The organism is Propionivibrio dicarboxylicus (assembly GCF_900099695.1).
Lineage (GTDB): Bacteria > Pseudomonadota > Gammaproteobacteria > Burkholderiales > Rhodocyclaceae > Propionivibrio > Propionivibrio dicarboxylicus.
The window spans coordinates 10,146-25,382 of sequence record NZ_FNCY01000012.1; the positions used below are offsets into that span (position 1 = coordinate 10,146).

Consider the following 15,237-nt stretch of genomic DNA (forward strand, 5'->3'; position numbering starts at 1 on the left):
GCGAAATGGCGGCCTGGTCTTTCGCCGCTCGCGTGCGCGATGCTATGGTCCCTGACGGCCGCGTTTTTGCCCGGCTGCATGACCAAACGCAGCACCTACGACGTCCCGGAAATCCCGCTCTCGGCTAAGTTCCATAACGAAAAAAAGGCCGATGAAGGCGATACTGCATCGTCATCGAAAACCGGGGCGACCACCCAGAGCAATGAGGACGCCGGCTTTGCCGACTGGTGGCGTTTCTTCGGCAACAACGAACTGGAAGGACTGATCAACCGAGGACTCGCCAACAATCCGGACGTGCGCATTGCCACGATCCGGCTGTCGCAGGCAAAAGTGCGGAGCGACCAGGCAGCGGGTGGATTGCTGCCGAGCCTAAGCTCGCCGATGGTTATCGCCCGCCAGATGCCAGGCGGCTATGTCGGATCGGTCCCGGTCGGCGCCACCGGCCGCGACGTCACTACCGCGATCCAGGGCAGCCTGCGCGGCGACTGGCGCGCGGACATCTGGGGCGAGCAGACCGCGCTGCTCGAATCGACCCAACTGCAACTCTGGCGCGCAGCTTTCGAACGCGACAACGTCCAGCGCAACGTCACGGCAGCGATTGCCTCCAGCTACATCGAATTCGTCACCCTCAACGACCGCTTGCGCGTCGCACAGGAAACCGAGCGCACCCTCAGCAAGACGCTGCGCATCGCCGAAGAACGGCTGAAGATCGGTGACGCGACGGCGGGTGAAGTCGAACAGCAGCGCGCGGTCGTCTTCGCCTTGCGCGCGACCATCCCGACCATGGAACAGCAGCGTATCGACGCGATCAATACGTTGGCATTCATGGTCGGCACCGTACCGGGCGCGCTCAAGCTCTCCGACCAGGGGCTGGAGAGCCTGGCCGTACCGGAGATCGTCCCCGGACTCCCGTCCTCGTTACTGTTACGCCGCCCCGACGTCAAGATGGCCGAGGCCAGGCTGCTGTCGGCCGATGCCGACATCGACGTCGCTCGCGCTCGCATCCTGCCGCCGCTCGACCTGACCACCCAGGCCGGCTACAGCGCCAACTACCTGGCGCAGTTCTTCCAGCCGCAGCAATTCTTCTGGACGGCCATCGCCAACCTGACGACCAGCATTTTCGACGGCGGACGTCGCCGGGGCGAGAAAAAATATGCCGAAGCCGTCTATGAGGAAATGGTCGAGACCTACGCAAGGACGATCTACCAGGCGATCCGCGAAGTCGAGAGCGCGCTGTCCTCGGTCAATCTCGCCAACAAACGGCTGCAAGCGCAACAGGACGCTGCCGGCGCGGCAAAGCGCGGCTGGGAATTGAACCTCAAGGCATTCGCTATCGGCGGCGTCGATCAAACGGCGCTCCTCGACTCCGAACGCAATTACCATCGCATGCTTGACGAATATCAGCGCTCGCAGATGGAGCAATACCGCGGTTATATCTCGCTCTTTCAGGCGCTCGGCGGCGGCGTCCGGCCGGCCGGCACGATTCCGGGAGACGGGCGGAGACCGACGGTCGCCAACAACGGCCCCGCCGTTTCAGGCGGCGCCGGTCGTGCAGCGGTGCCGCTCGCCGCACGCCAGGCGGACGGCATGGATTGGCAGTTGAATGGCGCCGCCGCGTCGGGCGGCGCGCAAATCGAAAAATTCTGGCAGATCGAACTTCCAGGGTTGTATCACCGGACCACCGTCGGCGCTGCTTGGCGCGACCTGCGCGACCGCTATCCTCAACTGATGTCGGGACGAATCGTGCGGCCACGGTTAAGTGGAAAAATCGACGACAGCGGAGAAGGCGGACAGGAGGCCTGGTACCGGCTGTACATCGCCAAGTTCGACGACGAAAGTGAAGCGCAAAAGTTCTGCGACGCCATGCTGGCGGCCCAGGAACGTTGTCGCGTCGTCTCGTCTCAGGGCGACGAAAAGAGCGGCGACAAGAAGATTCCGCTGGCGCAGCCTCCGGTCGCAGGAAAGGGCACAGCGACCGACAGCGCCAAAGCGCCTGCCGAGCCGACAGTCGAGACCGCATCCGCACAGAACCCCGAAGCAGAAGCGAAACACGCGCCCCTGGCCGCCGTATCCAAGCAAGCGATCCGTAGCGGCTATGCCGTGCAGTTCGGCATTTTCTCGAATCTCGAAAACGCCGCAATTTCGAGCGCGGCCTGGCAATCGCGAGGCCATGACACCTACGTTGTCAGGACCAAGAATGCCAGCGGCAACGAATGGTATGCGGTGCGGACGGGCGCTTACCGGCAACAGAGCGAGGGCGCCGACATTGCCAGGGATATCCGCAACAAGGAAGACGCGCCCGCTGTCCTCGTCCAGACGCCGCTGAACGAAGACGGCTCGCCGGAAAAACTGGCGCCGTCGGAACTCGCCAGCATCACGTCACCCGCACAGGAGTCGACGCCGGAGCCCGAACTCCGCCCCGAGCTTCCGGAGGCTACGCCGACCGGGCTCGCCGAAGCGACCAATCCGCCAGTGCCGACGAAAAAGGGGACGCCACGAAGCAGCGAAAAAGCACGATTCGCCGTTCAACTCGGCGCGTTCTCCAACCAACAGAACGCGCAGATGGCGCTTGAGTTCTGGCGCTCACGCGGCCTCATCCCCTACCTCGTCAATCTGACCGACAGCCAGGGTCACGGCTGGCTCGCCGTCCGCAGCGGCGAATTCCGTCTCCGGCGCGACGCATCGGCACTGGCGCTGCAACTCGGACGCAAGGAAAAAATCTCGGCCCTCGTCGTCGCCTACCGGCCGGAAAGCACGGTCACATTACCGGCAACACCAACAGCAGCGACGACCGACACCGTCAAGGTGGCAGAAGCACCCGCCGAAACGCCTGCGCCACTGCTGACGGCCGAAACTGTCGCCGAATCGGCGCCGACACAGGTAGCGCCCCCTGCGCCGACGCCTGTCACGCCCATCGCCCCCGTCGCAGCGCCGACGCCCCCGGCAGCAAGCGAACCGACGAACGAAGCGATCATTGCCCCCGAACCGCCGAGCATCGCCACCGAACCTCCCGCAGCTACACCGCCGACGGGGAAAGCCGCCGTGGCGAGGAAAGCTCAAGCGCCGCGCTTCTCGGTCCAGCTCGGCGCTTTCGCGACGATCGAGAACGCCGCCGCGGCCTATGCCGAATGGATCAACCGCGGTTATGCCGCCTACGTATGCGAAATGGCCGACCGGCTCGGCAAGCTGCGTTTTGCCGTCCGGGTTGGCGCACACACCCGCCGCCAGGAAGGACTGAGCCAGGTGCGCAGCATCCACCGGCAGTCCGGCACGCACGCCGTTCTCGTCCCGGCCCTGCTCGACGAACAGGGCAAGCTGGCCACGATCGACGTCGCCCCCTTGCTGAACGCAGCAGGCGCTACCGTCCGGCCTCTTTCTGAACAGGCGACCCCTCATGTTCGATAAGACCACCCATACCGTCGTACAGTGCCTGTCGGCAATCGCCCAGCACCATGGACTGCCGATCAACCCGGAACGGCTGATCCACGATTACGCGCTGGGCGACGACGAGCCGGAAGAAACGCTGATCCTGCGCATGGCCACCGAGGTCGGCATGAAGGCGAAAGCCGACCGACTCTCCTGGGATGGCATCTTCTCGCAGGAAGGTGTTTTTCCGATCCTGGCGCTGCTCAAGAACGGCAAGGCAATCATCATTGTCGGGCTGCGCAGCGAAGAAGACGTCAAGAAGATCGCCTTCCTCGATCCTGGCGCCGACATGGCCGAGATCAGGCAATACAGCAAAGCCGAGGCGGAAGAGGTCTGGGATGGCCGCGTCATATTCCTGAAACGCGTCCATTCGCTGACAGACCTGAACCAGCCCTTCAGTCTGCGCTGGTTCATCCCCGAGATCCTGAAGCAGAAGGCTGCCTTCCGCGACATCACCATCGCGGCGATGGCGATGAACGTACTGGCACTGGCCTCGCCGATGTTTTTCCAGGCGGTCATTGACAAAGTCCTGGTGCACCAGACCGAATCGACACTCTGGGTGCTGACGATAGGCGTCTTTATCGCCCTGATCTTCGATTCGACCTTCGGCTACCTGCGCCAGTTCATGCTGCTGGCGGCGACCAACAAGATCGACATGCAACTGACGCGCCGCGTCTTCGGCAAACTGTTGTCTCTGCCGATCGATTATTTCGAGATGGCTTCTGCCGGCGTCATCACCCGGCACATGCAACAACTTGAGAGCATCCGCAGTTTCCTCACCGGACGGTTGTTCTTCACGGTGCTCGACACGGCCTCGCTGGTCATCTTCTTCCCGCTGCTCTTCGCCTATTCGTTCAAGCTGGCGCTGATCGTCCTCGGCTTCACCGGCATGATTGCCGGCGTCATTGCCGGGCTGCTGCCGACCTACCGTCGTCGCCTCGACGCACTCTACTCGGCCGAAGGACGCCGGCAGGCACTGCTGGTTGAAACGATCCACGGCATGCGCACGGTCAAGGCACTGGCCATCGAACCGATGCAGCGGCGCCTGTGGGACCAGTATTCGGCCGAAGCGATCGCCACCCATTTCCGGCTCGGCAAGCTCTCGCTCTCCGGCGGCGCCGTCACCGACCTGCTCGGCAAGCTGATGCCGGTCACCATCATCCTGATCGGCACCCAGGGCGTCTTCGACAACACCATCAGCGTCGGTGCGCTGATCGCCTTCCAGATGCTGTCCGGGCGCGTCGTCGGCCCGCTGATCCAGCTCGTCAGCCTGATCAACGAATACCAGCAGACCGCCCTGTCGGTACGCATGCTCGGCGAAGTCATGAACCGTCCCTCGGAAGGCCGCGGCGGTGTCGCCGCCCTGCGCCCCCAGCTCAACGGTGAAATCACTTTCGACAATGTCACCTTCCGCTACCCGGGATCGAGTGCCACCGCGCTCGACCGCGCCTCCTTCACCATCACCGCCGGCTCGGTCATCGGCATTGTCGGGCGCAGCGGCTCGGGAAAAACCACGCTGACCAAGCTGATTCAGGGCCTCTATCCGGTTCAGGAAGGCATCATCCGCTTCGACAACATCGATGCCCGCGAAATCGATCTTGCCCACCTGCGTCGCCAGGTCGGCGTCGTCCTGCAGGAGAACTTCCTCTTCCGCGGCAGCGTCCGTGACAACATCACGATGACCAAGCCCGACGCTTCCTTTGAAGAGATCGTCGCGGCAGCGCAGGCCGCCGGCGCCGACGAGTTCATCGAGCGCATGCCGCAAGGCTATGACACGATCCTCGAGGAAAACGCCTCCAACCTGAGCGGCGGACAAAAGCAGCGCCTCTCGATTGCGCGTTCATTGCTCGCCAAACCCCGCATTCTGATCCTCGACGAAGCCGCCAGTGCACTCGACCCGGAAAGCGAAGCAATCTTCATCAACAACCTGTCGCAGATCGCCGTCGGCAAAACGGTTATCATGATCTCACACCGGCTGTCGACTCTGGTCGATGCCGATGCCATCCTGGTCATGCAGCGCGGGCACCTCGCCGATTGCGGACGACACGAGGAATTGCTGTCACGCTGTGAGACGTATCAACAACTCTGGAACCAGCAGACGAGCCACCTGTGATCAGAAAAAAGAAAGCGCAAGAGGACAAGACGGCGCTCGACTTCCTGCCCGACGCAGACGAAATCGAGCGGCGCCCGCTGCCTCGCCAGGCGAGAATCACACTGCACGTCCTGGGACTTGCAGTCCTCGCATTCATCATCTGGGCGAGCCTCGCCGAAACCGATCTGATCGTCTCCGCCCGCGGACGGCTGGTGACACCGCTGCCCAACATCGTCGTTCAGCCGCTCGACACTTCGATCATCCAGAGCATCGAAGTGCGGCCGGGCCAAGTCGTCAAGAAGGGCGAACGACTCGCCACACTCGACCCGACTTTTACCGAAGCCGACGAAACCCAGTTGCGCAGCCGCCTCCACAGCCTTGATACCCAATTGCGGCGGCTGGAATACGAACTGAGCGGCAAACCGATCAAGGCACCGGAAGCCACCGATCCCGACACGCGTCTGCAGGCCCGCCTGGCCGAAGAGCGGCGCGCCAGCTTCAACGCACAAAGCCGGCGGCTCGACGAAGCGATTGCCCGCATAAGAGCAGCGATCGAGACCAACCGCGGGGAGCAGCAGATGCTTTCCTCGCGCGTCACCGTGCTGCGCGAAAATGCCGGTATCCAGGAGCGCCTTGTCTCACAGCAACTGGCCATACGCTCCCGCCTGCTCGATGCGCAGGACCGGTTGTTCGAAGCAGAGCGCGGCCAGCAGACATCGCAAAATCGCGCGCAGGAATTGCGCAAGGAACTCGGCTCTGCCGAAGCCGAGAAAGTCGCCTTCGAAACCGGCTGGCGGCAAAAGATCATGGAAGAACTGCTCAGCATCTCGCGCGAACGGGACTCGGTGAATGAACAGTTGCTGAAAGCAGACAAGCGCAATGAACTCGTCACGCTGTCGTCGCCGGTCGATGCTGTCGTTCTGGAAGTCGCCAAGCTATCGCCGGGCTCGGTCGCCCGGGCCACCGAACCGGTGTTCACGCTCGTGCCGCTGACCTCCGAACTCGAAGCCGAGGTCAAGATCGATGCCATCGACGTTGGTTACATCAAGATCGGCGACGATGCCCGCATCAAGCTCGATGCCTATCCGTACCAGAAACACGGCGGCCTGAGCGGTGAACTGCGCACACTGAGTGAAGACGCCTTCCGCCGCGACTCCGACCCGAGCGCCACCATGGAGGCGTTCTATACCGCTCGCATACGCCTAAAGACCACACGCCTGCGCACGATGCCCGAGCATGCCCGCTTGCTGCCGGGCATGACGCTGTCTGCGGAGATCGCCGTCGGCAAGCGCTCGGTCGGCTCCTACCTGATCTGGCCCCTGATTCGCGCCCTGGATGAATCGATCCGCGAGCCATGAGCCCTGATGCTGCGTTGATGCAATCCACGACGAACAACGATACGACGCGCTTTCGCGAAACCTATAACGCCGCCCAGGCGGGCGACAGTACGGCCCAATTCAACCTGGGCCTGATGTATGCCAACGGCGTCGGTGTCGAACAGGATTTCAGCAAGGCTCTGTTCTGGTATCACAAGGCAGCCGACCGCGGCAATCCCGCCGCCGAATACATCCTGGCCGGCAAATACGCCAGCGGGCAAGGCGTCGAACAGGACCTCAAGCAGGCGCTCACCTGGTACTTGCGCGCCTCCAGCCGCGGCTATGCGCGCGCAATATTCCGTCTCGGTCAATTACTCAACGTACCGCACGAGCAGTTCGCCGAGGACTGCTTCCGGCAAGCGGCCGAGAAAGGCCTGCCGGATGCGCAGGTCGCCATCGGCAACCGCATCGTCGCTGCAGCCGTCGGCGCCGGAGAGACGCTGCCGGAACAAGCGCTCGACCTCTACGTCAAGGCTGCCGAGGCGGGATCGGCGAGCGCGCAATATCGCCTCGGCACCTACTATGAAAATGGCAAGATCGGCGATGCGCCCGATTTGCCGCAAGCGCTGACGTGGTTCCGCAAAGCCGCGCGACAAGGATTTTCTGCAGCACAGACCCGATTAGGGTGCCTCTATGCGCTTGGCGAAGGCGTCGCCAAGGACAACCGACAGGCGTTTACCTGGTTCTCCCGAGCCGCCGAACAGGGCGATGGAGAAGCGCAGTTCCAGCTCGCACTCATGTACGAAAGCGGCACCGGCGTCGAAGCGGACCCGGCCCAGGCCGACCTCTGGTACGCCCGCGCCGCAGAAAAGGGAAATCCCTCGGCGCAACTGCATATCGGACGTCTGCGCGAAGAGAACAACATCGACGACGAAGCGGCCTCGTGGTATCGAATGGCCGCCGACAATGGCAACACGGAAGCGCTGCTGCGGTTGAGCGGGATGTACGCGGAAGGGCGTGGCGTCCCCCACGATGTCGATCGCGCCTTCACCTGCCTGCTCGAGGCCGCCGAACGTGCCGAGCCTTCGGCCTATCTTGCGCTGGCCGAATGGATCGACCGGGAAGGCGTGACATTGACCACGGCCTGGTACCGCAAAGCGGCGGAACTCTCGGTCGTCGAAGCGCAGTACATACTGGCCAATCGCCTAATGCGGGGCCAGGGCACCAAGGAAGACCAGTTCGAAGCGGTTTCCTGGTATCTGAAAGCCGCAGAAAGCGGATTGCCTGAAGCCGAATTCGCGCTTGGCGAAATTTTCATGGCCAAGAGCCCTAGCCAGGAAAACCTCGCCGAAGCTGCCAGTTGGTACCGAACGGCGGCCAAGAAGGGATTCGCTCCGGCGCAAGCGGCGCTGGGAGCGCTCTACGCACAAGGCACGGCGGTGCCCAAGGATTACAAACAAGCCTCGGCCTGGTGGCTCAAGGCGGCGGAGCAAGGCAACATCGAGGCGCAGTACCAGGTCGCCCAGCTTTTCGAGCGCGGCCTCGCCGGCCCGGTAGCCAAGCACCACGCCGAGCATTGGTACCAACGCGCTGCCGAGCAAGGCAACGATGAGCGGGCGATGATCGCGCTGGCCGAGATGCACCGACAGACGGCGCCCGAAAAAGCGGAAAAAATTCTGCGCAAACTGGCCGAGCGCCAAGTCGCGCAAGCCCAGCTCGACCTTGCCCGGATTCTCCAGAACAAAGCAAAGGGTGCGCTGACCAGCGAAAGCCTCTCGCTGCTACTCCTGGCCGCGGGACAAGGCAACCGGGAGGCACTGGCCCGCCTGACCGAACTGAACGAACACTCGGCGGAACACATGACGGCCATGCTGGCTTCGATGGCCGGACTCAAGACACCGCCGCCACCCTCCGCCGTCCCGGAACAGACGGCAACAAGCCCCGCCGCGATCAAACGCGAACGGCAGCGACCGATGGCGGCCTCAAGCCAGCGCGTCTCGCAGCAGGAACGCTCCGAACACGCACGCGTGCTGGCCGAAGCCGACCAAGGCAACCCCGCTGCGCTGTGGAAGCTCGGCAGCTGGCACATCAAGGGCGATCACGGCGTCGTCAAGAATCTGGAAACCGCCCACAACTGCTTCTTCAAGGCAGCGCAAGCCGGATTCGCGCCGGCACAGGCAGCGCTTGCGCTGATGCTTTCGTCCGGTAACGGTTGCCCGCAAGACCGCAAGCAAGCGATCTACTGGTGGACCAAGGCCGCAGAGCAGGGCGACCCAGAATCCCAATACAACCTTGGCATGATGTACGACAAGGGCGTCGGTGTGCCGGCCGATGCTGCCGCTGCCGCCGACTGGATACGCAAGGCCGCCGAACAAGGCATCGTCATCGCCCAGATCCGGCTCGGGTTGCTCAACGCCACCGGGCGACTGGGAAGCGCCAACCTCGTCGAGGCGTATGCCTGGTTCTCGGTCGCGGCACGCAGTGGCAACGATGCTGCACAGGCCAACCGTGAGCATGCCGAATCGATGCTGAATGCCCAGGAAGTCCGCGAAGGCCAGCGCCGCGCCGATGCCCTCGTCAAGCAGATCAACAAGGCGATGAAATCATGAACCGTTCGCATACCCTGCGCCCGGCACAGTCAAAGCACGACATGATCGTTATAATTTCCGTCGATGCCTGAAATCCCGGCCCAGTCGAATTGGCAGAAGGCGACGGGCCACGATCGTTTGCGGACCTACAGACAAACAACGTTAAGCGAGGAGAGTCACAATGCGCGAAAAATGGAAGAAGAGAATCCTCGTCACCGGCGGTGCCGGTTTCCTCGGAAGCCACTTGTGCGATCGGCTGGTTGCACGGGGTGACGATGTCCTCTGTGTGGACAATTTCTACACTGGCAGCAAGGCCAACGTAGCGCACCTGCTCGGCAAGCCCAACTTCGAACTGATGCGCCACGACGTCACCTTCCCGCTCTATGTCGAGGTCGACGAAATCTTCAATCTCGCCTGTCCGGCAAGCCCCGTCCATTACCAACACGACCCGGTGCAGACGACCAAAACCAGTGTGCATGGCGCCATCAACATGCTCGGCCTGGCCAAGCGCTGCAAGGCCAAGATCCTGCAAGCATCAACCTCCGAAGTCTATGGCGACCCGGAAGTGCATCCGCAAAACGAGGACTACTGGGGACGAGTCAACCCGATCGGCATCCGCAGTTGCTATGACGAAGGCAAACGCTGCGCCGAAACGCTGTTCTTCGACTATTTCCGCCAGCACAAACTGCGGATCAAGGTCGTGCGCATCTTCAACACCTATGGGCCGCGCATGCACCCCGATGACGGACGCGTGGTCAGCAATTTCATCATGCAGGCGTTGCGCGGCGAAAACATCACGCTCTTCGGTGATGGCGAACAAACGCGCAGCTTCTGCTTCGTCGATGACCTGATCGATGCCATGCTGAAAATGATGGACACGCCAGACGACTTCACCGGCCCGGTAAACATCGGCAACCCGGGCGAATTCACCATGAAGGAACTGGCCGAGAAGGTGCTGCGGCTGACCGGTAGCAGTTCCAGGATCGTGCATAAGCCGTTGCCATCGGATGATCCGCGCCAACGCAAACCCGATCTCACCCGCGCCAGGCAGCATCTCGGCTGGGAACCGTCAATTCCGCTCGATGTAGGACTGCAAAAGACCATCGACTACTTCAGTTCGACGCTCGGCCGCTGAGAGCACGCCCCATGGAGCGATTGACCACCTTCGTCTCGAGCCGGGGCATGCTGAAGTCATGCTCAAGGCACAACGCACAACCCGTATCGAGCGTTCCGCAGATCGACGAGTCGCTGCTCGGCAATCTTGGCCCCGGCGATTCGGTCTATGTGTGTACCGACGCTCTCAAGAATTTTGCCGACAATTTCCTATCGCAAATTCATTCCCCCTTCGTCCTGCTGAGCGGCGATAGCGATCAGCCGATCTCGGAGGCGTTTCTGTCCGATCCGTCGCTTCGCAGCCTGCTCGACGACCCACGACTGATCGGGTGGTATGCGCAGAACCTTGCCACGACGCACGACAAGCTCCACCCGCTGCCGATCGGCCTCGACTATCACACCATGTGGGAGCGTCCCGGCTTCTGGGGCATCACCGCCATCTCGCCGGTCGCCCAGGAGAACGCGCTGATCAACATCCTGGCGCAATCGCCGGAATTCAACCGGCGTTACATGACGGCCTATTGCAATTGGCATTTTGCCCTGCACCGCGGCGATCGACAGGAATGCTTCGAAAAGAGCGACAAGACGTCCTGCTTCTTCGAGCCCAATGCGATTCCACGCCATAGCAGTTGGATGCGCCAAGCCGAATGCATGTTCGTCGCCAGTCCCGAAGGCGCCGGCATGGACTGTCACCGCACCTGGGAAGCCCTGTGCCTCGGCTGCATCCCGATCGTCAAACGGAATCCCCTGGCCCCCCTCTTCGCGGACCTGCCAGTACTCATCATCGACGACTGGTCATTGCTCAATCGCGACACGATGCAAGCCTACGCGAGCGAGACGTACGCGAAGAAATTCGACTTCTCGACGCTCTTCCGCACTTACTGGAACGAGACAGTCGCCGGCAAGACCCCGCTGCGCATCCCGCCGATGACCTTCGGCGAATTCCGCAACTTCCTGACGCGGAGGACCGGTTGATGCCCGAGCGTGCCTATCAGGACGCACAGATATTCAAGGAACGCTGCGAAGACAGCCCTGGCGTCGTCATCCTCTGCCAGGGAGACTGGCGCCCAACGCCCGAACGCCTGGGTTTTTTCGAGAAGCATAATTACTACGTGCTCACCGCCGCGAACGGATTTCAGGACATCGTCGACTGGTTACCGCAACCGCGCTGCATCGGCGCGATGTTCGGCCATCCGGGCACCGTTGCCCAAGCACGCGCTGCTTTCCCCGACAAAGTCATTGAACGTTTCGAAGGCGTCGGCGCCCGCTTCCTGCGCAACATCAGCCAGGAGACGCCCTACAACCTGCACAATGCCGGCCTGCCGTTCACGGCAACGGTGCCACGCGCGCTGCGGACGCTGGACGTCGTTTCGGTTTTTTCGCCGGTGCCGCTCAAGCGCGGCGAACTCCTTCTTGAATCACTGATCGATTCCAACGCCAGCGCCTACCTGTTCGCCCACTCTTTCGGCGGCGACCCGAAGCAGTTCGAGAATCTCCTCGCGCTCGTCAAGGCGGCTGGAAAAAGCATCGAATACTTCCACCTCCCGTTCGACCCGTATGCACTGATCCGTATCGACGGCCGCATTGTCATCGACGGCCGCCCGATCGGCGCCAACAGCAGCATCGTTTCCTCCTATCTTGGCCGCTGTCGCCTGTTCGTCCACACATCGACGACCGAGGGCATCTCCAACGCCATCATGGAGGCCCTGATCAGCGATGTCCCGGTCCTCCTCTGCGACGACATCCGCGGCCCGCAACAGGAACTGTCGCAACAGCTTCCGAAATGCATTTTCCGGACGCCCCCCGACAAGCAGGCACTGACCGACAGCATCCGTCGTCTTCTTGCGCACGACCATATCGACGGCGCAATCAGCAGCAGTTTCCGCGCCATCATCGACCCTTACGAGATCAACCGGACGATGGTGCTTGGCGTGCAGAAGTGGTTCGCCCGCCACGGTCTTCCCTGGAAAGGACATTGCCTCGGTCTCCTCGGCGGTGTGCAATCGAAACTCGACTTCGCCAATCTCACCGCGGAAGAGAGCTATCGGGGTCATCGTCATATTTACGGCGGCTTCGTCAGCCCCCTGAACTGTGTAGCTATCCAGCATGAAATCGCGAGGAACGCCGGCATACGCGACTACGCCCGCAGCCTGGAAGCCGAACACGGTACGATAGCGGTGATGGCCGACGGCAACCGGCAGGACTATGCCATTCGGAAAATAACCGATGATGATGCCGGACTCACACGTTTTGTCCGTACTTTTGCCGCCTGGCCGGAACTCAAGCATGCGCTGATAATCGGCGAACTTCCTGAAGAAGTCCTGACAGCCTTGATCAAGACCCTCGCCGGCAACCTCTCGGCGCCGCGCCTGCACTGTCTGCAGTCGTCGGCCAACGCCCACCGGCAGTTCTCCGAACTGCTCAAGAAAGTGCCTTTTGCCGACTGCCATCATGCAAGTTCGGTGCCGCTGGCAGAGTTTCCGCCCGAATCGGACGTCATCGATTATTACAGGCAAACCCCCGATAAATTGAGCGATTACCCCCTTGGCCAAGTACTGGGCTGGTTCCGCGCCGACATCGCGGAAATGCAGACGCCCGAAAAAATCGGCGAAGACGGCATCGGCAACATCCTGCAAACGATCGGCCAGCCTATCTTCGATGCAGTCATCATCAACGGCAGGGAATTCACCGGTCATGCCGAATTGAAACGGCTCATCGGCGCCCCGATCATCCTGCTCGGGTGCACGCGAACCTACAAGAACAGGGCCAGCCTGCTGGCACTGCTGAAGAACGAGGACTACGAACTGGTTCTGTCGGCGGCGAACATCGGCAACGGTTACGCCGGCTTCGTCTCGCGCCAAGCCATCGGCAAGCTGGCACTCAATGGCCGACCTCCCGCATAATCGGCATCTTGACTCGTTCGAGACCACGAATTTAATACATCCGTCATGAAAAAGACAGCTCTTATTTGCGGCATCACCGGACAAGACGGCGCCTACCTGGCCAAGTTTCTGCTCGGCATGGGTTACGAGGTTTGGGGCACGTCGCGCGATCCGCAAGGCGTCAACCTGCAGAACCTCGACTCACTCGGCATACGAAACTCGGTAAGAATCCTGTCGCTGGTACCGACAGACTTTCGCTCCGTCTTCATCGCTATCCGCAACAGCCATCCAGACGAAATCTACTACCTCGCTGGCCAGTCATCGGTCAGTCTGTCTTTTGAACAACCGGCGGAAACGATGCAAAGCACGGTCGTCGGTGTTCTCAACGTGCTTGAGGCCTGCCGACTGGTCGACTATCCAATCCGCCTGTATCACGCCGGATCGAGCGAATGCTTCGGCGACACGCAGGGGCAGCGCGCCGACGAGCACACCCCATTCCGTCCGAACAGCCCCTACGCAGTGGCCAAGGCCTCGGCTCACTGGTTGCTCGACAACTACCGGAATGCCTACAAGATCCACGCTTGCACCGGCATACTGTTCAACCACGAATCGCCGCTGCGCCCAACCCGTTTCGTCACAAAAAAGATCATTGGCACGGCCAAGCGCATTGCCGCCGGGTCGGACGAAACGCTACTCCTCGGCAGACTGGACATCCAACGCGACTGGGGCTGGGCACCGGAATACGTCGAGGCAATGTGGCGGATCCTGCAACAGGACACCGCTCAGGACTTTGTCATCGCCACCGGCGTCACACATTCGCTCGAGCAGTTCGTCGCGACCGCCTTCGACTATTTCGGACTTGACTGGAAGCGACACGTCAGGCAATCGCCCGAATTGCTCCGCCCGACCGACCCTTTGTATATCGGCGGCAATCCGGAGAAAGCAGAGCGCATCCTGGGCTGGAAAGCCAAGTACCAGATGACCGAAGTCATCGCCGCGATGGCACAGGCATAGATGCGAAATAAGTACCCCACGCAACCCGACGCACCGATGCGGCAGGTTGCAACCTTCTGCCCGAAGCACCCGGCACCGCGAATGATGCCGTCGGCGCAGCGATACTTCCTGGAGATCCCGTGATGATTGCGATAACCGTTTCGACGAACTACCACGATTTGCTGCGTGTCACCGTACCGGCCAATCTGAAGTTCTTCAAGCGCTGGATATTCATTACCGACATCAACGACATCAAGACGATCGAGTTTTTGGCGCAATACAACGTGATCGTCCTGTACTGGGATTTCAAGAATAATGGCCGGGTCTTCGACAAGGGGGGCGCCATCGCCCACGCCCAGAATTTCGCCTACAAGCACTATCCCGACGACTGGTATCTGCTGCTGGACTCCGACATCTGCCTGTCGGAGGAATTCAGCACCGTCGATGGCCTGATGACATCGCTCGATCAGAACGCGATCTATGGGGCCCTGAACCGGCACGACTACCAGAAATACAGCGATTACAAGGCGCGCCAGAATTATTTCGATTACCCCTGGGGCAACCAGTTGCAAGGGTATTTCCAGCTCTACAAGAAGAAGGAGTTTTATGTTCCTTCATCCGACGCGAGCAAATGCGACATCCAGTTCCTGGAAAACTTTCCCGCCCGCTTCACCATCGACGGCTTCATCTGCAGCCACCTCGGTCGGCAAGGCAACTGGCAGGGCAGAGTCGCCGGCGCGGACTTTATTTTTGACGAAACCGACTGAGCCGTACGGTCAAATTCATACCGAGACAACCGGGCTCAGCCAATTGGCATTTCCGGCAAG

9 protein-coding genes are annotated in these 15,237 nt (G+C 61.4%); all 9 read left to right on the forward strand.

Annotated features, from left to right (window positions below; all coding sequences use genetic code 11):
- The first annotated feature begins 39 nt into the window (after positions 1–39).
- The 9 genes from BLR25_RS13720 (at position 40) to BLR25_RS13760 (ending at position 15,177) form a co-directional block, all read left to right on the forward strand.
- Entirely contained in the window at positions 40–3,405 is a 3,366-nt protein-coding gene (locus BLR25_RS13720; protein ID WP_281245583.1) for an efflux transporter outer membrane subunit, read from the forward strand.
- Positions 3,395–5,539 carry a peptidase domain-containing ABC transporter gene (locus BLR25_RS13725; RefSeq protein ID WP_091938460.1) on the forward strand — a complete coding sequence of 715 codons (2,145 nt, stop codon included), beginning with the start codon at positions 3,395–3,397 and terminating at the stop codon, positions 5,537–5,539. The genes BLR25_RS13720 and BLR25_RS13725 overlap by 11 nt, the downstream gene beginning before the upstream one ends.
- Positions 5,536–6,876, forward strand: coding sequence for an HlyD family type I secretion periplasmic adaptor subunit (locus BLR25_RS13730; RefSeq protein WP_245715564.1), 1,341 nt, complete (start codon positions 5,536–5,538; stop codon positions 6,874–6,876). Before BLR25_RS13725 ends, BLR25_RS13730 begins: the two co-directional genes overlap by 4 nt.
- The gene (locus BLR25_RS13735; RefSeq protein ID WP_091938462.1) at positions 6,873–9,443 is read left to right on the forward strand and encodes a tetratricopeptide repeat protein; all 2,571 of its coding nucleotides are present in this window, start codon (positions 6,873–6,875) and stop codon (positions 9,441–9,443) included. The genes BLR25_RS13730 and BLR25_RS13735 overlap by 4 nt, the downstream gene beginning before the upstream one ends.
- A 160-nt stretch (positions 9,444–9,603) precedes the next feature.
- On the forward strand, positions 9,604–10,557 hold the full coding sequence (locus BLR25_RS13740) for a UDP-glucuronic acid decarboxylase family protein (RefSeq protein ID WP_091938463.1): 954 nt from the start codon (positions 9,604–9,606) through the stop codon (positions 10,555–10,557).
- A 47-nt stretch (positions 10,558–10,604) separates the two neighbouring features.
- Complete coding sequence (locus BLR25_RS21305) at positions 10,605–11,510, forward strand: hypothetical protein (RefSeq protein WP_218122749.1); 906 nt, start codon at positions 10,605–10,607, stop codon at positions 11,508–11,510.
- A complete protein-coding gene (locus BLR25_RS13750; protein WP_091938465.1) occupies positions 11,510–13,438 on the forward strand; it encodes a glycosyltransferase in 1,929 nt (642 codons plus the stop codon). Before BLR25_RS21305 ends, BLR25_RS13750 begins: the two co-directional genes overlap by 1 nt.
- A gap of 45 nt (positions 13,439–13,483) precedes the next feature.
- Positions 13,484–14,431 (forward strand): GDP-mannose 4,6-dehydratase, encoded by a 948-nt coding sequence (locus BLR25_RS13755; protein WP_091938466.1) that lies wholly within the window; start codon positions 13,484–13,486, stop codon positions 14,429–14,431.
- Between the two features lie 119 nt (positions 14,432–14,550).
- Positions 14,551–15,177, forward strand: coding sequence for a hypothetical protein (locus BLR25_RS13760; protein WP_218122750.1), 627 nt, complete (start codon positions 14,551–14,553; stop codon positions 15,175–15,177).
- Positions 15,178–15,237: the final 60 nt, after the last annotated feature.